The organism is Micromonospora rhizosphaerae (assembly GCF_900091465.1).
Classification (GTDB): Bacteria; Actinomycetota; Actinomycetes; order Mycobacteriales; family Micromonosporaceae; genus Micromonospora; species Micromonospora rhizosphaerae.
The window spans coordinates 3388897-3413227 of sequence record NZ_FMHV01000002.1; the positions used below are offsets into that span (position 1 = coordinate 3388897).

At 68.0% G+C, this 24331-nt stretch carries 14 protein-coding genes and 2 pseudogenes; 6 read left to right on the forward strand and 10 right to left on the reverse strand.

The window, feature by feature from the left end; all coding sequences use genetic code 11:
• The 7 genes and pseudogenes from GA0070624_RS16135 to GA0070624_RS16160 form a co-directional block, all read right to left on the reverse strand.
• Nucleotides 1–455: pseudogene (locus tag GA0070624_RS16135) on the reverse strand (hypothetical protein); the annotation flags it as partial.
• 143 nt (nt 456–598) lie between these two features.
• Nucleotides 599–1360, reverse strand: coding sequence for a hypothetical protein (locus tag GA0070624_RS16140; protein ID WP_091341971.1), 762 nt, complete (start codon nt 1358–1360; stop codon nt 599–601).
• 245 nt (nt 1361–1605) lie between these two features.
• On the reverse strand, nt 1606–2838 hold the full coding sequence (locus tag GA0070624_RS16145; RefSeq protein WP_091341974.1) for a Wadjet anti-phage system protein JetD domain-containing protein: 1233 nt from the start codon (nt 2836–2838) through the stop codon (nt 1606–1608).
• Entirely contained in the window at nt 2835–3800 is a 966-nt protein-coding gene (locus tag GA0070624_RS35760; protein ID WP_245718818.1) for an SbcC/MukB-like Walker B domain-containing protein, read from the reverse strand. Before GA0070624_RS35760 ends, GA0070624_RS16145 begins: the two co-directional genes overlap by 4 nt.
• A complete protein-coding gene (locus GA0070624_RS16150) occupies nt 3773–6172 on the reverse strand; it encodes an ATP-binding protein (protein WP_245719160.1) in 2400 nt (799 codons plus the stop codon). Before GA0070624_RS16150 ends, GA0070624_RS35760 begins: the two co-directional genes overlap by 28 nt.
• A gap of 2 nt (nt 6173–6174) precedes the next feature.
• On the reverse strand, nt 6175–6846 hold the full coding sequence (locus GA0070624_RS16155) for a DUF4194 domain-containing protein (RefSeq protein WP_091348937.1): 672 nt from the start codon (nt 6844–6846) through the stop codon (nt 6175–6177).
• A complete protein-coding gene (locus GA0070624_RS16160; RefSeq protein WP_091341975.1) occupies nt 6839–8341 on the reverse strand; it encodes a DUF3375 domain-containing protein in 1503 nt (500 codons plus the stop codon). The genes GA0070624_RS16155 and GA0070624_RS16160 overlap by 8 nt, the downstream gene beginning before the upstream one ends.
• Nucleotides 8342–8557: 216 nt before the next feature.
• Here GA0070624_RS16160 and GA0070624_RS16165 point away from each other — a divergent pair, with 216 nt between their 5' ends.
• The 5 genes from GA0070624_RS16165 (at nt 8558) to GA0070624_RS34045 (ending at nt 14740) form a co-directional block, all read left to right on the forward strand.
• Nucleotides 8558–9865 carry a nucleotidyltransferase domain-containing protein gene (locus tag GA0070624_RS16165; protein WP_141715045.1) on the forward strand — a complete coding sequence of 436 codons (1308 nt, stop codon included), beginning with the start codon at nt 8558–8560 and terminating at the stop codon, nt 9863–9865.
• Nucleotides 9862–11415, forward strand: a complete 1554-nt coding sequence (locus GA0070624_RS16170) for a ThiF family adenylyltransferase (RefSeq protein ID WP_091341979.1) — start codon at nt 9862–9864, stop codon at nt 11413–11415. Before GA0070624_RS16165 ends, GA0070624_RS16170 begins: the two co-directional genes overlap by 4 nt.
• 303 nt (nt 11416–11718) lie before the next feature.
• Nucleotides 11719–12885, forward strand: coding sequence for an SAVED domain-containing protein (locus GA0070624_RS16175; protein WP_091341980.1), 1167 nt, complete (start codon nt 11719–11721; stop codon nt 12883–12885).
• A gap of 91 nt (nt 12886–12976) precedes the next feature.
• A complete protein-coding gene (locus tag GA0070624_RS16180; protein WP_091341982.1) occupies nt 12977–14005 on the forward strand; it encodes an SMODS domain-containing nucleotidyltransferase in 1029 nt (342 codons plus the stop codon).
• Between the two features lie 15 nt (nt 14006–14020).
• Complete coding sequence (locus GA0070624_RS34045) at nt 14021–14740, forward strand: hypothetical protein (RefSeq protein ID WP_141715047.1); 720 nt, start codon at nt 14021–14023, stop codon at nt 14738–14740.
• Here the strand turns inward: GA0070624_RS34045 and GA0070624_RS16190 are convergent.
• Both GA0070624_RS16190 and GA0070624_RS16195 read right to left on the reverse strand, forming a co-directional pair.
• Nucleotides 14642–15489: pseudogene (locus tag GA0070624_RS16190) on the reverse strand (IS5 family transposase). The gene GA0070624_RS34045 and the pseudogene GA0070624_RS16190 overlap by 99 nt on opposite strands.
• A gap of 414 nt (nt 15490–15903) precedes the next feature.
• Nucleotides 15904–19398, reverse strand: coding sequence for a glycosylhydrolase-like jelly roll fold domain-containing protein (locus GA0070624_RS16195; RefSeq protein WP_141715048.1), 3495 nt, complete (start codon nt 19396–19398; stop codon nt 15904–15906).
• Between the two features lie 393 nt (nt 19399–19791).
• Between GA0070624_RS16195 and GA0070624_RS16200 the strand changes: the two genes are divergently transcribed.
• Complete coding sequence (locus tag GA0070624_RS16200; protein ID WP_176731719.1) at nt 19792–23223, forward strand: glycoside hydrolase family 84 protein; 3432 nt, start codon at nt 19792–19794, stop codon at nt 23221–23223.
• Between the two features lie 15 nt (nt 23224–23238).
• Here the strand turns inward: GA0070624_RS16200 and GA0070624_RS16205 are convergent, their stop codons facing one another.
• On the reverse strand, nt 23239–24321 hold the full coding sequence (locus GA0070624_RS16205) for a LacI family DNA-binding transcriptional regulator (protein ID WP_245718819.1): 1083 nt from the start codon (nt 24319–24321) through the stop codon (nt 23239–23241).
• Between the last annotated feature and the right edge of the window lie 10 nt (nt 24322–24331).

Here is a 24331-nt window from a genome sequence, read left to right on the forward strand (position 1 = left end):
TCAACGATAGGTGCAGCCTCCGACGAAAGCACTGCTGTTACTGCCAGGGCCGGTCAGCCGATCACCAGCGGCGTTAGACGCCGCCCGCGCCCCCGACAGCAACCGCTGCGCGGTGCGCTGCGGGATACCAAGCTTCCGTGCCAACTCCACCCGAGCCCACGCCGGTCCCGCCCGGTGGCATCCGCCTCCGTCAGCAAGGCGACAGCGACTGGGAGACGAGGGTGGTCGGCGTACGGGTGCGTTTGCGGGTACCGGTCGTGCCGGGGGTGCGGCCCGTGGACTGCCGCCCGGTACGGGCGTCGTCCATGGCCCACACCGTGCGCCGGAACCACATGCGGCGGACCCGCCCGTCCGGCAGCACCTCGACCCGGTCGACGTGGTTGAGGAGGGTGTCGGGCAGGTTGCGGTCCGAGCCGTACCCGAGGGACCCTCGCCGCCGCGCCGGAGCCGAGGAGCGGTGGCCCACACCGACAGGTCCTCTGGCCCGATCGGTGCCCGGTCGCATCCTGTCCTGTGGTGGCGGTCCTCGTCGGGACGGTGCCGGCCACGGTAGAGGTCTTCGGTGCCGGCCAGCGGGTTGGTTGGGAAGGGGGTGTGGTCAGCCATGGTGGTCGCCGCCCTCGCGCCGCCGCCCGCGTCCCGGTGCCGCGATCGGTCGGAGTGCAGGGCTGAACACGGGGAGGTCCGCGTGGACCGTCAGGTGCGCCACCGCCCACCGCTGAGGGCTGGCTTGCTGAGCGATGGTGAGCAGTTCCTCGTCGGTGGCGTGGTAGACGAACGCGTCACCGTCGGGGCGCAGCAACCGCGCGCACGCGGTCAGCGGCCACGCCAGCCGGATCCGGTTGGCGACGTCGGTGGGGTCGAGAGGCCAGCAGGCCACGACCAGGCTGGTCGCCTCCTGCAGCGACCGGCCGGGCCGGGACGGGTCGATGGACGGGGGCAGCTCGGGGTCGGTGAGGTCGTCTCCGAACCAGGAGCCCATGTCGGGCAGGTCGTTGTCACAGAGCCCGGCCGTGTCGAGGCGGGCCGGTGCGGTGGCCGGCCCGATGATCAGGCTGGGGGCGTCGGTGAACCAGCCGGGGTGGTGCCGGCGCTCGCCGGCGGCGCAGACGGCGGCCAGCGCGTGGTCGCCGGTGAGGTCGACGACCGGATCGCCGGGGCGACTGTAGGCGGCCACGAGCCGGTAGGCCAGCCGGGCGCCGATGCTGCGGCCGGTGTCGGCATCCGTGCGGGCGGTGCGCCACACGGTGTCCGGTACTGGAGGGTCGCCGGCGACCACGTCGATCAGGGTCGGGTCGACACTGTGCGGGTCGACAGGATGGGCAGGGTGGTGCTGGTGTTGCGGCGTGTGCTCGCTCATGTGGTGTCGGCTCCGCGCCGCGCGTTGCGATGCGCTGACACCCTCAAACCGGTGTCCGTGTGCTCTGGCAAACGCCTGCCGTGCTCACAACCGGTCACAGCCGCCCACACCGGCTGCGGTTCGTCCGCCTCAGCGGTGGGGCAGGCCGCACGGCGTGCTCGCAGATGGGGTGACCGCCCTGCCGGCGGGCGGGTTCAGGGACCAGCATTGCAGCGGTAGGGCCGCCGATCTTGTGACCAGCATGATCATTCCTGACAGTTCAAGATCTGTTGTAGCCGGGTTACTGCGTGGGTGATCGGGATGGCTTCCTGTTCGATCCGGCGGAACGGGGTAGGACCCGCGGTTGCGATGCTGTTGTACGCAGTGGTCTCGGCTTCGGTCAGGTGCAGCAGGGGCTCGGGTGACGGCTTGATGAGGCGGCCCGCCTTGTCGTGGTTGACGCCATGTTGGGAGTAGTGGTGCAGATCGGTGGCATTCATGAGGATAGAGGTGACGGGTTTCGCCGGCGCACCGTCCGGTGTGGGCTCGGCTAGTGTGGCGCGAAACTGGTTGAGAATGGCGTATCCGTCTGCGTCGATGTCACCCCAGTAGACGACGTGACCTGCGGCGCGGATCCAGGGCACGTTCGCTAGCAGTGCTGATGCGGCCTTGCCGCCGCCCTCGACTACGATCGTGTCGTCGACAGGCGGGAACCAGAGGCGGCAGTCGCGGTTTTCTACCACCAGGACGAGCCGCGGCCGGTAGGCGATGTCGTGCACATCGCCGGTGGTCCAGGCGTCGTGCCTGCGTCGGCCTGACGCAGCGTGGTCAGGGTCAACATAGGTCAGGTGCACGGCGGTTAGCCGGGGCCGGACTTCGTCTCGGACATCGCGTCCCGCGACATCACGCAGCAGTGCGCCGTGGGTGTCAAGCCATTTGGTGTGCATACCGGGAACGGGGAGTTGTCGCAGGGTCCATGTGCTGGCATCGGGGTGCTGCCGTAGCCATGTCACTGCCTTGAACAGCACCTCCATGTCGATGGCCCGGAGGCGGTACACGGCCCGGAGCGTGGCCGGGGTGAGGATTGCGCTGGCGGATCGCATCGCCGAGGCCAGCGCACGAGCGCGGCCGATGTCCACGGTCGGTGGTTCAGCACTAGTTCGGGTGTCGGCGAGGAGCGTGACGGCGCTGTCCAAGTCCGCGCAGAGCGTGGCGGGGAAGTCGCCGGCGACTCCTCGAATGGTCACCGTTTTGCGGACGAGTTCCACGCCAGTGGGCAGCTTGTCGTAGAACTCACGCCAACGCATGTGCCATTCGTGCCAGGCGGCGTACCCGAGCTGCTGGACGGCCTTGCCCGTTGACACGCCGGGGCGCAGCGGAACGGAGAACACGACTTGGTCGCCGATGTCAAGGTCCGCGCACAGGGCTTCTGCCCACTTCTGATCGATCTTGCGGCGGATGGCCGCGACGGCGTCCTCGGGGGTGACGAGTGTGCTCATGCGTCTGGAACACCGACCAAGGGCTTTGCCCAGGATCGACCCTGGGAGTTCTTGAGGATCAGGTACTCAGCGTCAACATGCGGTTCGATCGCGCTGTGCTTGTCGTTAGGGGCGCCGATGACGAGTTGGAAGCCGAGGCCGCGCCACGCGCCGATGGCTCGGCCGGTGAAGTGCGCGTCTGCCTTGATCAGCGCCTCGTCGAGGAAGACGGGGGCGTAGCGAGGGCGGTCGGCGCCCGCGTCACCGAGCTGGTACCGCAACGCTGCCCCGACAATGAACGCGACCAGCTCCTGCGACTCTCCGCCGGACTTCTCGCCGATGTGGTCGTATACGGCGACGTGTCTCCCCCCGAGATCGCGTTTCTCGGCACTGATCCGAACATGGTTGCGCACATCGACGAGGTCGGCAAAATCGGGGGCGGTGCGTCGGATGCGGTCGACAACCTTGGCCATCCGGTGATAGGCACGTTCCCTCTCGTGGTCCGTCGCCGCCTGGTCGATGAAGGCGCGTACCTCGCGCAGCTCCTTGCGGAACCTGGCACGCACCGTGGAGTGGCTCTCCTGCGGGTCGATGCGCAGCCGGTGATTGTCGTCGGCGAACGGCAGTTCGGCGAGTATGCGGTTAACCGGGTCGATCCGGTCGCGGATCTCCCGGACAGCGGCGGCGAGCTCGCTGTCCAGGCCGGTCAGGTCGTTGCCGGACAGTTTGAGAAGACTGTCCCGCCACTCGGTCTCCAGCTCGTGCAGGCCGCTGGTCTCCAGATCGGTGAGCAGGCGGTCGAAGTCGCGGTAGGAGGCATCCGCGTCGATGCCGAGGTTCGGGTTCGGCCACCGCTCGAGGAACGTTGAGAACGTGTCGAGCAGCGCCTTTCTCGATCGGTCGATCCTCTCCGTCGCGGACTGCCGGTCGGCGCGGAGCTGCCTGGTGGCCTGTGTCACCGCCGCGTCGAACTCCGCGAGCACCCCGATGGGGCGGTGTTGTCGGGGTCGCTGTCAAACAGCGCCTCCAGGTACGCCTGGTGTTCCTGACTGACATCGACGCCTGACTCGGCGGCTGTGTCGAGCGCCTGCTGGGCGCGGTCCACCTCGTCGACGGTCGACTCCCAGGATTCACCGATCACCGTCACGTTGTCCCTCTGCCGGCCGACGCGCTCGGTCAGTTCCCTGACCCGCTCCTTGAGTTCGTCCACCTGACGCTGCAGTTGATCAATCTTGGGGTTGCCTGCGCGGACCTCCTCGACGACGCGGTTCCAGCGGTCCCGTTCCGCCCGGACCGACTCGACGTCAACCTGATCCCAGGACAACTCGGTCAAGAGCTGGTGGGTCGTGCGCCTGGTCTCGAACGAGTTGAGGTTTTCCTCTGCCGTTGACAGCGCGGCGACAGCTTCGTCGAGGCGTTCCCGCGCACGGCCGATCCGCTTCTCGAGTTCGGAAAGCAGTCTGCTGTTGGTGAAACCGAGCACGTTGGCCTGGCCGTGACCGCCGTGCGCGCCCCGACCACCTTCCGATGTCTGTCCGGTGATCGTGAGCGCCTTGGAGTGCTGCGCCAGCAGCCGGGGCGTCTCGACGCAGACGAAGGCGAACCGGCGGGCGAGCTCGCCCTTCAGCCAAGCGGTGAACGGCGACGGCTGGTAGTCGAGCCTGCCGGGGAGTGTCTTTCCGTCCAGCCCGACCTCATCGCGCAGGCCGGTACGCACGCCCTCGAACTGGACCCGACGGGCTGTCGGCACCGCGTTGATCGCCTCGCGGAACGAGTTCAGCCTGCCAATGTCGATCAGCATTCGCGTGGCGAATCCGCCGAGTGCCAGATTGAACGCCTCGCGCCACGGCTCGAACTCCGTCCGCACCTCGATCAGCTCGCCAACGAAGGGCAAGTCGTCGGGGGTGAGTCCGGCGGCCTCAGCGAACGCCGCGCGAGCCGCGTGCAGCTCAGTCGGGATGTTTCCCCGGCGGGTCCTGACCGCCTTGTGCTCGGCGGACCACTTGGCCAGCTCGCGGTCGGCGTCCTTCTTCTCCGACATTGCCTCGGCGAACTGGTTCTGGGCGGCCCTTCTAGCGTCGGTGTCGGCTAGGGACCGGTGCGCCGTCTCGACCAGTGCGGTGAAGTCCGCACGGGTCGACACGGTAGCGCCGATCGCGGCGAGCGCCCGGTCCAGTCGTTCCCGTGAGCGTTCGACGTCGCCCAGCCGCTGCTTCACGCTGCGGATCTCCCGGAGTGCGGTGTCCAAGCGGTCACCACCGGACGCACGGAGAGTGTCAGCCGCCGCTTCGCGTTGCGCCTCGGCCGCTTTGACCAGGGCAATGGTCTCCGACAGTTCCTTCTCGGCTCGGCCGTGCCGCTGGGCTAGGTCGTTTTCGGCCGCCCGCAACAGGCTGAGCCGGCGGTTATGACGCCACAACGCGGCAGGGGACGACATATCGGCGAACGTTCCGACCTCGTCAATCAGGCGCAACCGGTCCACCGCTTCGTCGATGGCGTGCCGGTGCTCGCGGATCGGAGTCAACGCTTTCACCTGCTGACGGGCTGTGATCATCCTGGTTCGGGTCCCGGACAGTTCGTCAAACTGCTGGACCACCGCGTCCGCGGTGGTAAGGGTTGACGGTTCCTCAAGGACCATCGTCTTGTAGAGGGCGTCGACGGTGGTGATTTGCTGACCGGCCTGAATCCGGCCCAGCAGCGCGACCGCTTTGTGCCCGTCGCCTGCGGCGCCGATGCCGAGGGTGGTGTGCAGGCGCGCGGTGAATTCTCTGTCGGTGTCAGCGCACTTTAAGCCTGTTGCCTGGACCTCGGCATGGGCGAGTTTCTTGCTTGCCGGGCCTTCCAGCGCCCGCAGTTGGTATCGGTGGTCGCACGTGGCGCGCACCGCCACGACGTCGTCGAGGCTGCGCGCGGACGACGGGACATACCAGGCCCGGACCGCGGTGAATTCGGCGCCGGTGTGGTCGGACCAGGTCATCGCGATGGCGGACCAGGTATCTCGGCCGTCCCCGCGCAGCACTCGTACCTTCGTCTCGCCGTCGGTCCGGGACTCGTCGAGTTTGCCTCGCGCATAGGAGAGGATGTTGCGCTGGTCCTTGCCCCGGGGCCTGCCGACCACGCCGCCGTTGGACGCACCGTTGAAGGGAGTCGTGTGCGGCATGAGCAACGCGATGTAGGAATCCATCAGCGTCGACTTACCTGACCCGGAACCCCCGCTGAGCAGGGTCGCGCCGGGCGCGAGTCGCAGGTGGTGATACCCGTCGTAGCCGCCCCAGTTGACCAACTGCAGGTCCCGCGCCACCCACTGCTCGCCCCGCGACGCCGCCGGGATCAACCCGAACAGCGTGTCGATCATGCTCACGCCGCGGCCTCGTTCCGTCCGCGCAACCACTGTTCCAGTTCGGTGAGCTTTGCGGTACTCAACACGACCTCCACCATCGGGGTAATCCGATACCGGCCGGCAGACTCCTCCGTGAGCAGACCTTCAGTGACCAGCCGCTGCACCGCGTTACGGACCTCCTGTTGGCCGCGAGCCACGTTGTGGTCCTTCGGATCGAAGTAGGTCAGCACAGTCTGCTCCAGTTCCTCGATGTCGACCCGCGCGGACATCTCGCCCGTGCCGCGCTCCCGTTGGAAGACGGTCCGCAGGTGCACCAGTACTAGGGTCTCGGCCCGGTTGTAGGGGTCATCCTTGAGCAGAATCGGCACGTCCAGCTCCACTGAGCGCACCTGCTGCTTGTAAGCGACACCTCGGTCGTGATCCACCACGAGGCGGACGAACAGGTCGTGCATCCGCGACTCGATGATCTGCTGGTTCTCCAGCAGCGTGCGCCATTGCGCAGGGTTCTTTGCGGCCAGCAGGAACTTGCGCCGTAATAACTGAACCAGCACCCGGCGCACGTCCGCGTCCAAGGTGCCCGCGTCGCCGGCGAACAACTCAACTGGGTCGTCCTCCATCGAGACCGGATCGATGAAGCCGGCCGCCGCGCCTATCGGCCAGCCGTCGTCGGCACTGTCCGGCTCAGTCATCGCCACCGCTCCTGTCTGCGCTCGTCGGGTTTACCGCCACCACGCCGCCGAGAGCGAACCGTCGCCGGGTCCGATCGGGTCGGACCGTGTCGAGCATCGCAACCCCGGCCGTCTCGGTCATCCCGGCGTCATGGGCGATTTCCAGCAGCCCGAGCAGGTCGACCGGCCGCTGGATGTCCTCGGCCGCCGCGCGGAACGCGGCCGCGACATCCACGCTCGCCGCACCACCCGCGAACGCCGCCAAGTGCGCGCGCAGTTCGGCGTATCGTGGGCCCCCCCATGCGCGAGTGTCCGCGGTCGGCATGTCCTCAGCGTCGTCCCATTCCCGCAACGGTGCAGGCGGCTGGGGTGGCCGCAGGTCGCTCATCCGCTGGCGCAGGTGTCCAACGTCGGCAACCGGCAAACGACGCAGCGGCTCAACGGCCTCGCCGCGGCGTGAGCTCGGGATCCATCTGTGGAAGCCGGACATCACGTCTCTCAGCAGTTCATCCACCTGACGGTCCCGCATCGGATCGTGGTTGCGGACCTGGGTGGTGATCACATGGGATGCGTGCCTCTGCGCGGTCAGCACCTCCTTGACGCCCTGCTCGATGCGGCGCGAGATCTCGGTGAGCTCCCGCCGCTGCTGCTCCGGCAGCAGATCGGTGAACCGGTGGCGCAGCACCGTTCGCAGCTGGCTCCACAGGTCATCAATCTGCGCCGGATCGCCGATCAGGCGCAAGGCCCCCGCGAACGCGCGGCCCTCCGGTGTCGCGTCCAGGATCTGCTGGCCGCGGGCCAGGTACTCGCGGAGCACCTCACCGGTCGGCCGCACGTCGTGCCGTAAGTCAGCGACGACGTCGCGCTGGATAACCTTGATCGATTCCGCCACGCGGGCGAAATCCGCGGGCAGCTCCCGCGCCAGGTGCAGCACGTTCTCTGCCGCCTCGAGCAACTGCTCGTCCTCGACGGTCTCGACAGCACCACCCTGTTCGAGCCGCGCGAGCTCCTTCTGCCGCTGCTGGATCTCCTCGCGCAGGCGCGCTATCCGGGCCGCCACGTCCGGGTCGGCGTCCTGCGCAAGTCGCTCGATCGCCTCCAGCAGCGTCCTGACCCGGGACTCCGACACCCTGCTTCGCACCCCGCCGACCCGCCCAGCGACCTCAAGCGCACCGACGCCGTACGCGGACAGCCGGTACACCTCGACGTCATCGTCGGACACCTGCCGCACCAACCACCCTGCCTGCACCCATTGCCTGCAAAGGTCACGCGCGTTTCCAGCAGGCAGCGGCTGGTTGTCCTCGTCGCCGTAGCCCGCGGCTCGCAACTGGTCAAGGGCGTCGTTGATCTCGGCGTGCGCGTCCGCCACCGCCGCCGTCGGCCGATCCGCGGTGAAGACCATCGCTAACACCGTCACCACAAATGGGGCATGCGTCTGGTGGAGCAGGGCAAGCATCGGATTCTGGAACGCCCAGAGCGCGCCCTGGTAAGCACCTTCTACACCTCGTGTAACCATCGATAGGTAGCGTACGGGGCGGGTACGACAGTCAGCATTCGCGACGGTCGCCGCTCCTGCGGCCTGCGGCGATCGCGCTCCGCGAACTGGTGCGGCGTTTCGCTGGCAGCCCCTCTCGTCAGGGTTGACAGAGGTGCCAAACCAGGAGCGCGGCGTAATGGATGTTCCGGGCGCCAACGCCGCCCCGGCCGATCCACTTCGTCACTGGCTTGCAGGTTGGCCCAGGCACAACACGGCGAGGGCGAACGTAGATCCATTGCCACTCATCTCTATCTCGAGATCGCTTTGGCCCGTAAAGACGATCTTTCTTCGCGGAATTCCTGTCGTAGGCACCCGATACGGTCTCGCCGTCAACTAGGACGGGCCCGCTACCGGCCCGCAACGAACAAGAGATCACTTCTGCGCGCCGGAGAGGAATCCGTGACAGTCATGAACCGCGACGATCAATTGACTCAGGTGCTGGGCGCCGGGATCGAGTCATTCGACATCCCGGAGGACCAGTTCAAGGTCGCCGAGTTCGCCTACAAGGCGGCCTGCGACTTCTTGAGCACCTACTGGTCGGGCAGCGGGACCGGCGGAGCGTTGTATCCGCAGGGGTCCATGCGGCTCGGCACCGTGACCGCTCTTATCCACCGCCATGACGAGTACGACCTGGACATGGTGTGCCGGCACGACCTCGAGCTGTCGCAGATCGATCCGGAGGACCTCAAGGCCGACGTAGGTGATGCGCTGGAAAACTTCGTCAAGGAGCATCCCGAGCTGCGGCTCACGCTCGACGACGAGGGGCGCCGGTGCTGGACCTTCGTCCACGACCTGCTGCCGTTCCATATGGACGTCCTGCCCGCGATCCCCAACGCCGCCGCCGAGCCGAACGGCATCTGGGCCACGGACACCGAAGGCAGCCGGTGGCACCCCTCGGCCCCCACCGACTACGCCGACTGGTTCCTCGGTGTCCTGCACGACGAGTGGCTGGCCGGCGCGATCCGGATCGCCGAGTCTCGTCAGATGGACGTCGAGCAGTTGCCGCGTAATGCCTTCAAGACGACGCTGCAGCGGACCGTCCAGGCGTTGAAGCGGCACCGGGATATCTACTTCAGCGACGACCCCAGCAACCGTCCTTCCTCGATCATCATCACCACCCTGGCGGCCCGGTCCTACGAGCCCGGCGGTGACCTGTTCAACGTGCTGCACCACGTCGTCCACCAGATGCCTGACCACGTCGAGTCCCGCTTCGGCCGGTACGTCATCGCCAACCCGGTCGAGCCGGACGAGAACTTCGCCGACCGGTGGATCGGGCACCCGGTCCGCGCCCGGCGCTTCTTCGAGTGGCTCGAAGCGGCACAGCGCGACTTCACCGCCATCGGCGACGCTCACGACACCGGCGACATGCTGGATCAGACCGCGCTCGCGCTCGGGATCCGAGCCGCCCGTGCTGCCGAGCAGGCTGTCGCCACCGGGACGACTGCCCGTCGGTCGGCGATGATCGCCACGCGGGTTCCGGCTGGAAGCGACCGCTTCGCATGACGAGAGCATGGGAACGGGAACTCACGGCTGAGCGGGAAGTCTTCCGCCGCGTCCTGGCCAGGGCCGACTTCACCGGCGAGGACGACACGCTGCGTGGCCCGCTGCGGTGGTACCGCTGCGGCGGCGAGGCGGTGACGGCCACCATCGAGGTGACAATGACTGCCGCGTACCCGTTCGCCCCGCCACAGGTCCGCGTGCTCGACGCTGGTATCCCGCTCACCCCGACCTTCCACCGCGAGCGGGACGGCGCTTTGTGTCTGTGGCCGGCCGACACACCAGTGGAGAACGCGCCCTGGTGCGACCCGGCGCGGCTGCTGCGCAGGGTGGCCGCATGGCTGCGGCAGACCGAAGCCGGCTGGCCCGGCGACTCCGCCTGCGACCTCGAACGGTACCTGCCCGCCGCGGGCGGGATTGTGCTGTACGACCTGGTGTCGCTGGCCACCGTGCACGGCTGTGTACGCACTCGCGCCACTCCTGACAGCCGCTGCGTGACGATCACCGGCAAGGCTCAGGCGCCGCCGGTGCGGCCCAACCGGCGGCATCGCGGCACACCCACGATCGGCCGCCGGCACCGGCACCTGGCGTGGGTCGCCGACATCGGTGAGGTTACTCGGCCGATCGAGGACTGGGCGTCGCTGCGCCCGCTTCTCGGCGGCGACGCCGGTCAGATCGGCTGGCTGATCGGCGCCGGTGTCGTCGAGTACCTGGTGCTGCGGTACCGGCGAGGCTCTTCCTCCGGACTGCTCGCACTGACCGCCCGCCCCTCCGCGACCCGACGTGCGTCGATCGAAATCCAGGCGTGCGAGGCCGCCGACACCAGCGTGCCCACTCGACTGCTACGCGCCGGCACGGCAACCGCCGAGCTCGCCGACCGCAGAGTCGCGGTGGTGGGAGCCGGCGCTGTCGGCTCGTTCGTCGCCGACCTGCTGTTCCGCCAAGGCGTGCGGAAGATGACGTTGTTCGACGGGCAGTTGCTGCGGCCCGGCAACCTCGTGCGCCACCTCGCCGGAGAACCCTGGGTCGGCCACCCGAAAGTCGTCGCCGTCACCGGACGCCTGGCCGACCTCGGCTTCGACACCACCGGCGTCGACCCCCGCCACGACCGGCTCACCACGCCCGAGCAAGCCGTCACGCTCCTCCGCAAGCACGATCTAGTCGTCGACGCCACCGGCGACGCCCGCGCCTCCGCGCTACTGGCCTGGGCCGGCAGCACAGTCCAGCGCTCCGTGATCACGGTCTGCGTCGAACGGCACGGCGGCATCATCCGCGTCGACCGCTTCCCGTTGCGCGGCAGCGAACAGCACCACCCGCCCGTCCCCGGCGGACGCGGAGACCAGATAACCGAACACGGCTGCGACGATCCCGTCTCATTAACCCCACCGGCGTCGGTGATAGCGGCCGCCCAACTGGCTTGCCGCGCCGCGATCGACGACCTGACCAGAGAATGCGCGCTGCCGGCGACCCTGCTCGAGGTCATCGAACCGCAAGAAGCACCGGACGACGTGCGCGGCCTAAATCTGGCCGATTCCCGGCCAGGCAAGCACGTTTGACCGCGGTCGGCTAGCCGGTTCGTGATCTGGGCGAAGGCTCTGTCGCAACCGACTGGAAGTAGTTCCGTGGCTGGCAGGACCGGATCCGACTGATGCCGCCTCGGCTGATCCTTATGTGGGTCTGATCGGGCTAATCCTTTAATGCTGCAGACATACCGGCCGGTATGTCTGCAGCTTTCTCTCGCGCCGTTCACTGCCGAGCCCTCATCGCTCCCGGCGGTACTCGGGCCGGATCACCAGGGCGTACCTAGCTCACCACGGAGCGCCCCAGTTCTGTCAGACCTTGCCCGTACCATCCGACTCGTGGCGGCGAAGCAGGTCCGGAACACCTCGGTCAAGCGGGGAGACATCAAGGACACAGTCCGGCTCGCCGTCTGGGCGAGGGCCGCCGGTTGCTGCGTCATGTGCTCCACGACGCTGCTCGGCAGCCGGTCCTACCTGCACAGCGTGCTGGTTGGCGAACTAGCCCACAACGTCGGTGCCACCGCCACCGAGGGCTCGCCGCGCGGCCTCGCCGAGGACATCGCGGACCGGGAAGCCGAAGAGAACCTCCTGCTGCTCTGCCACGCCTGCCACCGACTGATCGACAACGAAGACCACGCGCCGTACTTCACGACCGAGCGGCTCCGGGAATTGAAGAAGAAGCACGAAGACCGGGTTCGGGTAGCCGCAACGAGTGGCGGGATGCGGCGCACCGCCGCGCTGCGCGTCGGAGGCCTGGTCCGCGGAGTCACGGCCCTGGCCTCGCAGCGGCAGACCGCCGACGCGCTCCTCGCCGACGGGTACCTCGGCCTCGTCGACAGCCGCTGGCAAGGCGACTTCCTGTGCAAGATCGCCGGTGACCCGAACCGCCCAACCTACTGGCGTGCGGCCCAGGAAGAGATCGACGCCACGCTCGGGCTCGTCGAGCAGTCGGTCGCCAGCGGCGAGGTCGAGCACCTGTCCATCTTCGCGATCGCCCCGATCCCGCTGCTGGTCTACCTGGGCTCTCGCCTGGACGACAAGACCGACACCCGGCTCTACCAAAAACACCGCGACGGCGACCAGGGCTGGCGCTGGGACGCCACCGCTCCGATCCACGACTTCTCCACCAGTGCCACCATCGGCTCCACCGCCGCCACGGAGGTTGTGCTCGCCGCCTCACTCACCGCCGAGGTTCAGAAGGCCAACCTCCCGGACGCGCTCCAGGGGCTGCCGTACTTCGAGATCCGGCCCGAGGCAGATCGCTTCGGACCGAGCCTGTTTTCGCACCCCAACACGCTGCGCAACTTCGCCGACCGCTGGCGGACCCTGCTCGCCGAGGTCGAGAAGACCTGCCCCGGAGCAACCAGGTGGCACCTCGTCGCCGCCGCACCGCTGACCCCGGCGATCGAGATGGGACGCGCCTTTATGCGCGGCGCCCAGCCACCCACCGAGGTGTACGAGCGGCAGAACGGCACCTACACGCCCGTGATCCAGGTCAACACGTGACCGATCACCGACTCGACCTCGCCCACGCGTACACGGCCAGAACGGACATGCCGGTTACGGCCTCACCGCCGATCGCCACGGGGGACGCCCGATGAAGCACACTGATTACTTCAGCAACTTCCTGAAGAACACGGTCAACCTCAGCCAGTTCAACCTGGACCTCCTCGCCGACCGGGTCGACGCAATCTACGCGGCCCTCAAGGCGGATCCGGACCTCGGCCCGCGGATCGTCAAGAAGATCCCGCAGGGATCCTGGGCCCAGGAGACGATCATCAGCCCGCAGAACGGCAAGCCGTTCGACGCGGACTTCCTCCTCCAGATGAAGGAGGAGACCGACTGGTCAGAGGACGTGCAGGAGTACATCAACGCCGTCTATCACGTCATCCACCACCACTCGAGGTACGGCAACATGCCGCACAATCGCAAGTGCCGCTGCGTCTACGTCGAGTACGCGAACAACCAGATGCACGTCGACATCGTCCCGTACGTCATCCTCGGCGAAGGCGAACAGGTGATCATCAACCGGGACGACGAGCAGTTCGAGACGACCAACCCATCCGGCTTCACGCAGTGGATGAAAGACAAGGACAAGATCGCCAACCGCAATCTGCGCAAGGTGATCCGCCTGCTGAAGTTCCTGCGCGACCACAAGAACTCGTTCACCGGGACCAAGTCGATCCTCATCACCACCCTCCTCGGCGAGCAGGTCTCCGAGTGGAAGAAGATCAGCGACCCCGGCTACTACAGCGATCTGCCCACCGCCCTGCTGCATATGGTCAGTGACCTCGACCAGTGGCTCCAGCAAAACTGGATCAAGCCGTCCATCGCCGACCCCTCCAACCCGTCGGTCACCTTCGACCACCGTTGGAGCCAGGAGACCTACTCCTACTTCCGCGACCGCATCCACGCCCACGCAGCCGAGATCCACGACGCCTACCACGAAACCGACGAGGAGAAGAGCGTCAAGAAGTGGCAAGGCCTCTTCGGCGACGAGTTCCAGGCGCCGGAGATCTCGTCGTCGAGCACCAAGTTCGGGGACGCCGGCGCAGCGGGCGGGGTCGTCGGCGGGAACGAACCGCCCGGCGCCTCCTCGTCGGGCCGCTCCGGTCGAGCCGGGTAACGAGTTACACCGTCGGTGACCAAGAGGAAGCGCAACCAGTTCACGGTCTGGCAGGAGACTGCCGTGCGTGAACTGCGCGCGGTCGCAGCCGCCCTACCGGACGACTTCCAACTCCTCGGCCGGCCCCGGCTCACCGACCTCGGGCTCGTTCAAGCGCGCATCCGGCTGCGGACCGGCGACCTTGGTCGCGCGCCCCACGGTCTCCCGCTACAAGAGCAGGAAGAGTTCCTGCTGCGGATTGGCCCCAACGGACTGTCGCCACCGCTCGTCGAAGTCGACCACGATCGGTTCCTCGGCTACCCGCACGTGTTGCAGGGACGGCGGCTGTGCACCTACCTCGATCCCGCGCGAGAGTGGAACCCGCAGCGAGGCTTCGCCAGTGCGATCGACCGGCTGTACGAGTGGCTGGCAGACGCCGCAGCGGCCCGGTTCGACCCCGACGCGGCCCTGTTCCATGCTGTCGGCGGCATCCTCCACCACACAGCCGGCACCCCCACCGTCGTTGTTCGCGAGTCCGGCAAGCACGTCAAAGCACAGCCCGCCTTCCTCACTGTGCGATCGGCGCACCGCCAGGACCTCCACTACGGGGGCGGTCACCCCGACCAACACCGAACCGTGGTCTTCCAGTTAGAGGTCCTAACAAAGCCGGGTGACGTGTCGGTACGTGATGATGCAGGTGGCCAGGGCGAGGAAGGCTTCGTGGATGTCGTCGCGGCGTTCCCAGCGGATGCGTAGCCGTTTCATGCCGTGGTACCAGGCAATCGTGCGTTCGACGACCCAGCGGATGACGCCGAGGCCAGAGCCGTGGGGTTGGCCCCGGCGGGCGATGCGGGGGCGGATGCCCTTGGCCCGTACCGCCCGGCGGTAGATGTCGTAGTCGTAGGCGCGGTCGGCGAACAGCTGGTCGGGGCGTCGGCGGGGCCGGCCACGGCGGCTTCGTACGGGTGGGATCTTGTCGATCAGCGGGAGCAGTTGGGTGACGTCGTGGCGGTTCCCGCCGGTCAGCGACACGGCCAGGGGGATGCCGGCGCCCTCGGTCAGGACGTGGTGCTTCGAGCCCGGGCGGGCGCGGTCGACCGGGCTCGGGCCGCTTTTGGGCCACGTCTGGCAGCCCGTACGTGTGAGGAGTCGATCACGGCGCGGGACCAGTCGAGCTTGCCGGCTGCCTGGAGTTCGGCCAGCAGCAGCTCGTGCAGCCGCTGCCACACCCCGGCCCGGTTCCACTCCTCCAGGCGCCGCCAGCAGGTCATCCCGGACCCGAACCCCAGCTGTTGGGGCAGGAACTCCCACTGGATGCCGGTGTGCAGCACGAACAGGATCCCGCACAGCACCTGCCGGTCCGGGATCCGCTTGCGTCCCGGGTGCCGTGGGTTGCGCTCAGGTTTAGGCAGCAACGGCTCGATGCGCTGCCATAGCCCGTCCGGCACGATCCACGGCGGCTGCTCGCCACGCCTCACGGCCCGAGATTCTAGATCGTCATCCACAAGGGACGAAAGACCCGGAGATCATTTTGTTAGGACCTCTTAGTCACCTGGCCGTACCTGTGGCTCATCGTCTTCGCAGGTGTAACCCATGCGTCATCGTAGATTGTGTCTGGTGACCTCTTCGGGAAGACCGAAGTATTCAAGCTGACGGTGCTGCAGGAAGGCTCGTCGGTGGCTACCTCGGCCGCCGCTGTTACTCGGTGGGAGCGTCGGAAGATCCGCCATGGTTCGCCGTGACCGATTGAGGTCTGTTCGGCTGCGCGCCAATCAACGGATGACGAGTGAAGGCCCGAAGCAGGCGTTGGCGTTGAAGGATTCGCGACCCTTTCATGGCACCCGCTTACCGCCGAGCCGTACTTGAACGCCTGAAGGCCCCCCGGGGGCGCGGCGGGTTCGCCGCCGCGCCCCTGGTCATCAGCTGAGCTGGACGGTCGTCTCCTGTTGCGGGCGCAGTACGACCGGTCCGAGGAGTCCCGACTGCTGTGTCCCGCCATGGGCATTGGCTGGCGTGTTGGTCACCGTGACGTCGATCCGGTTCTCCCCAATGTGCAGGAAGTCGGTGACGTCGAGCCGGTAGGGCTCCCACAGCAGCCGGCCGACCTGCGTACCGTTGACGGAGACGTGGGCGACATCCCGGACGCTGCCGAGGTCGAGGATCAGCCGTCGGCCGGATGCCAGGTCCTGCGCCGGAAGACTGACGTCCCTCTCGTATGTCGCGTCGCCGGAGTAGGCCCGGTCGACCTGCGTCCATGACCCGAGCTGTCGCTCGCTCCATTCCGCTCTGGGCTGCTCGAAGCGGAAGCGCCAGGGACCGTCGAGGGCGATAGGTGTGAAGGAGCCCTCGACGCGCAGGCTGCCCCGGTACTCTCGTGGGCCCCTGGCGCCCACCAGCGTGAAGTCGCCTGGTCGATCGGCGATCACCGTGGCCTCGAGCGTGTCCTGATCGACCTCCCTGACCGTGCTTGCCTCGAGCGGGGACTGCACGAGATGCGGCGCCGGCGGCTGGCCCCGGAACACGACGGCGAGGACCCTGGTCGGCTCGAGGTGCAGCGGTACGGAGGTGGTGCGGTTTCCGGGTGCCGCGTCGAACCGTGTGGCGATCCGGTGCGACCCGTCGTCGGGATCCCAGATCTCCGGCGTGCCCACGATTGGGAAAGCGGCGGTGGTGTCGACAGGCTTGGTGCCTTCGTTCATAACGAGAAACACGCGGTCCGGCCCGTGCTTCACCCTCAGCACTCGAATGTCCGGGCTGGCGGGCTGCAGATGCGCGGCGGGTGCGCGTGCTTCGTCGAGCGCCCGCTGAAGGTCCGGCGCCGCTGACACGAACACCGCGTGGCCGGACCCGACTCGATGGTCGGTCGGCTGCGGGCGGGCGGGGTCGGTGCCGAACAGCCGGACGAGCGCCGCACGCAGCGCCTCGTCTTGGCCGTCGGACTCCTGCAGCGGGAGTTGCCCGTAGGCGATGACGGTGCCTCCGGCGCGGGCGAACTCCTCGAGGCGGGCGACCGCCTTCCCGCTGATCGTTGGTGTCGGCGGCAGGACCACGACTCGATAGGACTGGGGGCCCAGATTCAGCGCTTGGTCGCTGACGACCGCTTGGCGCTTCATCGCCGGGTCTCCGTTCAGGTACGCCTCGTCGAGGATGTCGAAGTCGACCTGGGCGTCCTCAAGGGCGTACGTGATTGTGCGGAAATCGTTGTCGAGCGCGTCGCCCGTCTCGGTCCGCTGCCAGGCCTGGGCCGCGGTCTGCGGGTGCAGCAGTGCCGTCGGCGCGTTCGCCTGCCCCCGCGTCAGCTCCATCACCCGGCCCGTCCAGTCGACGACGCCGTCCATCGAGTCCCACCACGGGTTCGAGGGCTGTAGCGGCGGGGGGTACCGCACGCTGTCCGGGTTTGACCAGTACGCGTGCAGGACCGTCAGGTTGACGCCCCGCACGCCCATCGCACCGTTGACGTAGCGCGCCAACTGTGGTGTGACGCCCCAGCCGTAGGCGCCGAGGTTCTCGTGCAGGATCCGGCTGGCACCCTGTTGATGCCCGTCGCTGGTGATGTAGCGCGGCACCAGGTTGCGTAGCCCCGGTGCCACCCTGCCGCTGATGGCGTCCCCGCCGGGCACCTGGATCCACTGGTTGTCCTTGTGAATGTCGCCGGTCTCGCGGAGCATCCACGTCGGTGGGCGATCGTCGGACAGGGGGTTGGAGATGATCTGCGTGCCGTGCGCCCGAGCCCAGTCGCCCTGCTGCTTGTAGTAGGCCTGCGCGAGCGCGTCACCGGCGGCGTTGGAGAGCACGCCCCGCAGCCGGCTGCCGGCCGGGCCGTAGTCGCCGAAGGTGGCGGCCAGCGTTTGCGCCGGCGTCGACCCGGCGCGTGCGATGTTGTCCTCGACCAGGTCGGACCACGGGGGCTCGGCGCCGTAGCCGGTGGCGATCCGCGGCTCGTCGTCCCAGAGCCCGCGAACCACGCCCGCCTCGAAAGCCCAGGCGAAGCGCCGGTAGTACTCGTCGTGGACCACCTGGATGTAGCGCGTGATCGCCTCTTCGTCGAACAGGTTGAGGTATCCGTCGCCGCCGAAGTCCGTGCGGGCGTGGTGGAGGTAGTACTCGATCTGGTAGTCGCCATCCGGGACGCTCCACGGCGTCCCGTCCCCGAAGCGGTCGGTGAGGTCGACGAGCCCGCCGAGGTCCGGCTTGCCGTCGCGCACGGGCAGCGCGGCCACGGCGACGACGTTGCCGGCCGGCACCGGCGTGGCGAAGTCGCTTAGCGCCGACTCCGAGTCGAAGGTTTGCGAGTAGAGGGCCGTGCTGTCCGGCGCCGTCACGCGAAGGTTGTCGAAGGTGGCCGACTCGTGCTGCGTGGTCGCTTCGCGGAAGCCGATCGTGCCCCGCGCGTACGTTGCGTCGGTCGTCTCGTCGACGACGGTGCCGTCGACCGAGGTGACGATGTGGTCGCCCGCGACGCGGGTCTCGACGTGGTACGAACGGCCGCTGACCACGTTGAACGGCAGCGGGATCACCCGGGTCGAGACGTACGCCCCGTTCTTGTAGATGATCTTCGTCAGGTTCCCGCCCGCGGCCCCAACATGGGGGTAGTTGCCGAGCAGGTAGATGTAGCCGTTCGCGGTGTCCTGGGCGCGGTAGACCCAACCTGCCTGTGCGTAGTTGTGCCCTCCGAGCGATGCCGTCTGGAGCGGCTGGGTGTCGAAGGAGAGCGTGTAGTCGGTCCAGTCACTGCCGCGGCCCAGGGTCGTGACGTAGCCACCGTCCACCTTCAGGCGGCCGTCGGACACGCTGAGCGCGGTGGGGATCAGCCCGGGAAACCGCCCGCGGACGTCGAACGACCCAGGTCCTGAGGCGTCGAGCTCGCTCCGCGCGACGCTCTGCGGGCGCAGCTCCGGATGCGGTTCGTAGACGCGGCCGCCGACCGTGCCGCCGTTGACCACCCAGCCGGCCGCCCGGCCGCTGGGGAAGTTGCGGTCGTTGTACAGCCACACCTTCATGCCGGTCCGCTGCGCCTCGCGCAGGGCATGCTCGACCATCGCGAACCAGCCCTCGCTGAAGAAGGCGGGAGACAGGGACGACGTCGCGTCCGGGAAGATCACGACCTCGTTGATGCCCTCGTTGCGCATGTCGGTCAACTGGCGGTCGACGAGGTCCTCGGTGATGATCCCGTTCCAGAACCAGAGCATGGTGGGCCTGCTGTCGCCGGGCGGATGTTCGAAGCGGGCCGCCGACAGGCCGCCGCCCGCGCCGCCCTCTCCTTGCTGCGTCCCCTCGTGCGCCGGCTGGTCGGTGCGGGCAAGTGCCTGCAGTGGGGACACGGCCACGATGAGCAGCGCGGTGAGGATGCCCGCCGCCTGCGACAAGTACCTACGTCGACGAGCGAAACGTTTGCTGTGGTGCGGACCGGACACGCCGACCCCTCCTTGTGATCGAGTTGCGTGCGACGGTCATGGATTGCTCAGCCAGGTGGCGAACGGCGCGAAGGGCCGCCAATCTCGCACGCTTCCTGGTGCTGAATCGTTTCAATCACGCCTGCCTTGTGAAGCTAGGACCGGCCTCCAGCGCCTGTCAAGAATCAAATCGCCATCGATCTGATATTGACTCGAGGCGTGGCCAGGCCCGTCGCGGCCTGCCCCGGCCGCGCTCGCGCTCAGGATGGCGAGCGGCTGGCCGGATCCGGACAGCCGTATTGGCCGAACCCTTAGCCGATCACTACCGTCAATGTGCGGTAGAGAAGGCTTGAGGTGGCAAGGTCTGCCGATGCCAGTCTGGGAGCCGGCTCGCGAGCCCCGAAAGGGAGATCAATGCCCAGGTTTGGAACCCGTCCTCTCGGCCTCGGTGTCTCGGCCGCCATCGCAGTCGCGAGTCCCGTCCTCCTTGCCGTCGCCCCAGCTCCGGTCTCCGCGGCGCCAGTCTCCGTACCTCGGATCTGGCCGACGCCGCAGTCGGTGCAGGACCGGCAGGACCAGGTTCCGGTCACGCCGAACGTCGCGCTTGTGACCGGTGCGCAGACCGATCCGTCGGCGGTCGACGTGGTCAGGCAGGTTCTGGCCGAGGCGGACGTGACAAGGGTCGTCACCGTGTCCGACACCCAACCCGCGCCGGACAACGGTCTTGTCATCTATATCGGAGGTCCGAGCGAGAACGGAGCCTCCGACCAGGCCCTCGAACGGATCGGCATCGCAACGGACGCCGCCGGGCTACCGCGCGGTGGCTACGTGCTCGGTGTTGGAAAGGACGCGGACGGCAAAGCGAAGGCGGTCCTCGACGGTGTTGATCCGACCGGTACGTTCTACGCCGCGCAGACATTACGCCAGCTTCTCGTCGCGCACCCGGGTCGGCACATGTTCCCTGCCGTAGCCGTTCGCGACTGGCCGGGGATGCCGCTGCGCGGCGTGATCGAGGGCTTCTACGGGCAGCCATGGTCGCAGCAGGACAGGCTGAGCCAACTGGAGTTCTACGGCCGCACCAAGCAGAACATCTACGTCTATTCCCCCAAGGACGACCCCTACCTCCGCTCCCAGTGGCGCCAGGCGTACCCGCCGGACAAGCTCTCGCCGATCCGGCAGTTGGTGGCGACGGCGGAACGGAATCACGTCGCGTTCACGTATGCGCTCTCACCAGGTCTGTCGGTCTGTTACAGCTCTGACACCGACGAGCAGGCGCTGGTCGACAAGTTTCAGTCGCTGTGGGACGTCGGCGTGCGGTCGTTTGCGATCCCGCTGGATGACATCAGCTACACGAACTGGAACTGCCCGCAGGACGCTGCGAAGTTCGGTACGGGCGGCGGCGCTGCGGGGCAGGCGCAGGCATTCCTGCTCAACCGGGTGCAGCGCGACTTCATCGCCACGCATCCCGGCGCCGAGCGGCTGCAGACGGTGCCGACGGAGTACGCCGACGTCAACGACTCGGCGTACAAGAGCGCCCTCCGGGGGACGCTCGACCCCGAGATCATTGTCGAGTGGACCGGCGTGGGAGTGGTCGCACCCGTCATCACCACGGAACAGGCCAACAGCGCGCGGCAGGTCTTCGACCACGACATCCTGGTGTGGGACAACTACCCGGTCAACGACTACGTCACCAACCGGCTGCTACTCGGGCCCTACGTCGGGCGTGAGCCCGGCATCCAGGAGCACCTCGTCGGGATCACCGCCAATCCCATGATCCAGGCCGAGGCCTCGAAGATCGCGGAGTTCACCTCGGCCGCATTTCTCTGGAACCCGGCAACCTACGACCCGGCGACCGCGTGGATCGCGGCGTTGCAGGACCTCGGCGGCACGGCATGGCCAGCGCTGCGAGTCTTCGCCGAAAACAACTACTCGTCGAACATCGACCCCGTGGAGTCCCCGCGCCTCACGCCGTTGATCGACGAGTTCTGGTCGGCCTATCAGAGCGGCTCCGGCCTCGACGCCGCTGCCGCCAGCATTGCTGACTATTTCGGCGAAATGGCGGCGGCCCCCGCCACGTTGCGCTCCGAACTGCACAACGCGGCATTTCTCGACGAGGTCGAACCGTGGCTGAACAAGCTCGGCCTCTACGGTCAGGCGGGACAGCGGGCGGTGCTGATGCTGCTGGCACAGCGAGCCGGCGACGGCACGACGGCCTGGGCGCAGCGACAGGCCTTCGACGCGGTACGCCGGCAGGCTGCCGCGGTCAGCCAGAGTGTGGCGCCGAATGTCATGCCGCCGTTCCTCGAGCGTGCCGCGGCGACCAGCGATCGCTGGCTCGGCACCGGTGAGGGCCGGGCCAGCGGCACCACGTCAATGGGCCAGTGGCAGGCCAATTCGCCCGCGAACATGGTTGATGGCGACCTGTCGACGTACTACTGGAGCAACCGGGCGGCGAACCCCGGTGACTCCGTCGGCGTCGACCTCGGATCCGTCGCGGAAATCGGCAAGATCGACCTCTACATGAGCAAGCCCACGAGTCCCACCGATTACGTCCGCCGCGGCGTGCTGGAGTTTTCCGCCGACGGTTCCACCTGGACTCCGATCGCCAGCTACGTCGACCAACCGGAGATCCACGCAACCGTTCCGGCGGGCACCAGGGCGAGATATGTCCGGATGCGTGCGACGGCGGCGCAGGGCACCTGGGTGGTGGTCCGAGAGTTCGAGGTCGCCTTGGTCGGCGGCACCACTCTCACTGCGTCCGGCGCTCCGGCGGCGGCCGCCGGGTCCAGTCTCGGCGAAGCCGTCGACGGGGACGCCGGCAGTGCCTATGTCGCCGGGCGGAAGCCGCAGTCCGGCGAGTCACTGCAGGTCCTCCTGTCCCAGAGCCGCCCGCTCGACCAGGTGGTGGTCCTGCAGTCGGGCAGCAGCGTGGCCACGGCTGCCGTGCAGGTGCGTTCGTCCGACGGCAGTTGGGCCACCATCGGTGAACTGTCGGGCGGTTACACCCAGCTCAGCGCAGGCGGCGTGAAGACCGACGCTATCCGCCTGGCCTGGCGGGAGGGATCCCCGGCGCCGCAGATCAACGAGCTGATCCCATGGTTTGCCGACGCCCCGCTCGCCGACCTGAGCGTCGCACCGGCGACCGCGGACGCCGAGGCCGGTGGTCAACCCGCGACCGCGGCCGTGCACCTCGCCGCGACGCGCGCCGTGAACGTCGCCGGCACCCTCACCGTCACCACTCCTGCCGGCCTGGTCGCGCAGCCCGCGAGCCAGGCCATCACTCTCCTGCGCGGGCAGGACCAGAGCATCACCGTCAAGGTGACGGCCCCCGCCGGTACGCCCACCGGATCGTACGACGCGCCGATCACCTTCACCGCCAGCAGCGGCGAACGGGTCAGCGGGGCGCTGACCGTCAACGTCTACCCGAAGACCAGCACCACCAACGTCGCCCTCGCCGCGAACGGTGCGACGGCAACGGCGTCGAGCACTGAGGAGGAGCTTGGGCAGTTCACCCCCGATCACGCCATTGACGGAGATGCCTCCACCCGCTGGTCGTCGAACCACACGGACAACGAGTGGCTGCGGGTGGAGCTGAAGCAACCCCAGCGGATCGGCAAGATCGTGCTGCGCTGGGAGGCGGCCTACGGCAAGGCGTACCGGATCGAAACCTCGCCGGACGGCACGACCTGGACTGCCGCGGCGGCCGTGACGGCGGGGGACGGGGGCGAAGACGTCCTGCGCTTCGACGCATTTGCGGCAAAGTTCGTGCGTATGCAGGGCGTGCAGCGCGGCACGGGGTACGGCTACTCGCTCTACGAGATGGAGATCTATCCGATCGCGCCCTGATGCGGCAGGAACAATCTACGCGGAGCCTCGGGTGGCTGTGCCGGCCTCGCGGATGGGTAGGCGGTGCCGCGACCGCCGGCCGATCTTCTGGTCGCTCGAATCGCGTACGACCAGCTCCGGATCGAAGACGACCTGGCGGTGCAGGTGGCTGCTGTCCTCCGTCGCCTCCTCGATGAGCAGCTCCGCGGCGGTCCGCCCGAGCAACTGCCGGGGCTGGCGAACCGAGGACAGCGGCACTGCGGCGGCGGCGGCGAATTCGATGTCGTCGTAGCCGACGATGGCCAGGTCGTGCGGAACCCGCACGCCGCGGCGGGTCATCTCCTGAAGCACGCCGAGTGCGAGCAGGTCGTTGGCGCAGAACACCGCGGTCGGTCTGGGCATTGTCCCGGCGAGGCGGGCGGCGGCGTCCCGGCCGGCGGCGACGTTGAGGGCGCTGGTTTCGATGATGTGCAACTCGCCAGGGTCCCGGCCGGCGGCCCGCATCGCCTGGAGGGCGCCCTGCTGTCGCTCCTGAACCTGCCGGGTGGTGAAGGGTCCGCCGACGAATGCGAGGTGTGTGTGTCCCTGCGCGAGCAGGTGTCCCACCGCGAGCTCACCGCCGAGGACGTCGTTCACGGCAACAGAGCACTGCGTGTCGTCGGTCGCCCGGCGGTCGAGCAGCACGATGGGTGTGCCGCGCTTGCGCAGCTGCTCCAAGCGCTGGTTGGTCGCGGTCACGGGGGTGATCAGGATTCCCTGCACCCGCTGCTCCTCGAGGAGATCGAGGTAGCGGGACTCCTTGGCGGGGTCGTCATCGCTGTTGCACAGGATGACCGCGAGACCGGCGTCGTTGGCGCTGTCCTCCACGCCGCGGGCGACGTCGGTGAAGAACGGGTTGGCCACGTCGAGGACCACGAGGCCGATCGTGCGGCTGTGACCGGCGCGCAGCTGTCGAGCCGACTCGTTGCGGACGAAGCCGAGTTGGCGGATCGCGTCGAGGACTCTGCGACGGGTTGCTTCGGCCACGATGTCGGGTCGGTTGAGGACGTTGGAGACAGTGCCGACGGAGACGCCGGCCATGCTGGCGACCTCACGGATGCTCGCTGGGGGTCGGTTCACGTAGTCCTCG

Bases quoted from the DNA above. Each gene is read 5' to 3' on its own strand.
- GA0070624_RS16170 (WP_091341979.1), top strand. From the start codon at position 9,862: ATGACGAGAGCATGGGAACGGGAACTCACGGCTGAGCGGGAAGTCTTC.
- GA0070624_RS16155 (WP_091348937.1), bottom strand. From the start codon at position 6,846: ATGACTGAGCCGGACAGTGCCGACGACGGCTGGCCGATAGGCGCGGCG.
- GA0070624_RS16140 (WP_091341971.1), bottom strand. From the start codon at position 1,360: ATGAGCGAGCACACGCCGCAACACCAGCACCACCCTGCCCATCCTGTC.
- GA0070624_RS16150 (WP_245719160.1), bottom strand. From the start codon at position 6,172: ATGATCGACACGCTGTTCGGGTTGATCCCGGCGGCGTCGCGGGGCGAG.
- GA0070624_RS16200 (WP_176731719.1), top strand. From the start codon at position 19,792: ATGCCCAGGTTTGGAACCCGTCCTCTCGGCCTCGGTGTCTCGGCCGCC.
- GA0070624_RS16145 (WP_091341974.1), bottom strand. From the start codon at position 2,838: ATGAGCACACTCGTCACCCCCGAGGACGCCGTCGCGGCCATCCGCCGC.
- GA0070624_RS16160 (WP_091341975.1), bottom strand. From the start codon at position 8,341: ATGGTTACACGAGGTGTAGAAGGTGCTTACCAGGGCGCGCTCTGGGCG.
- GA0070624_RS16180 (WP_091341982.1), top strand. From the start codon at position 12,977: ATGAAGCACACTGATTACTTCAGCAACTTCCTGAAGAACACGGTCAAC.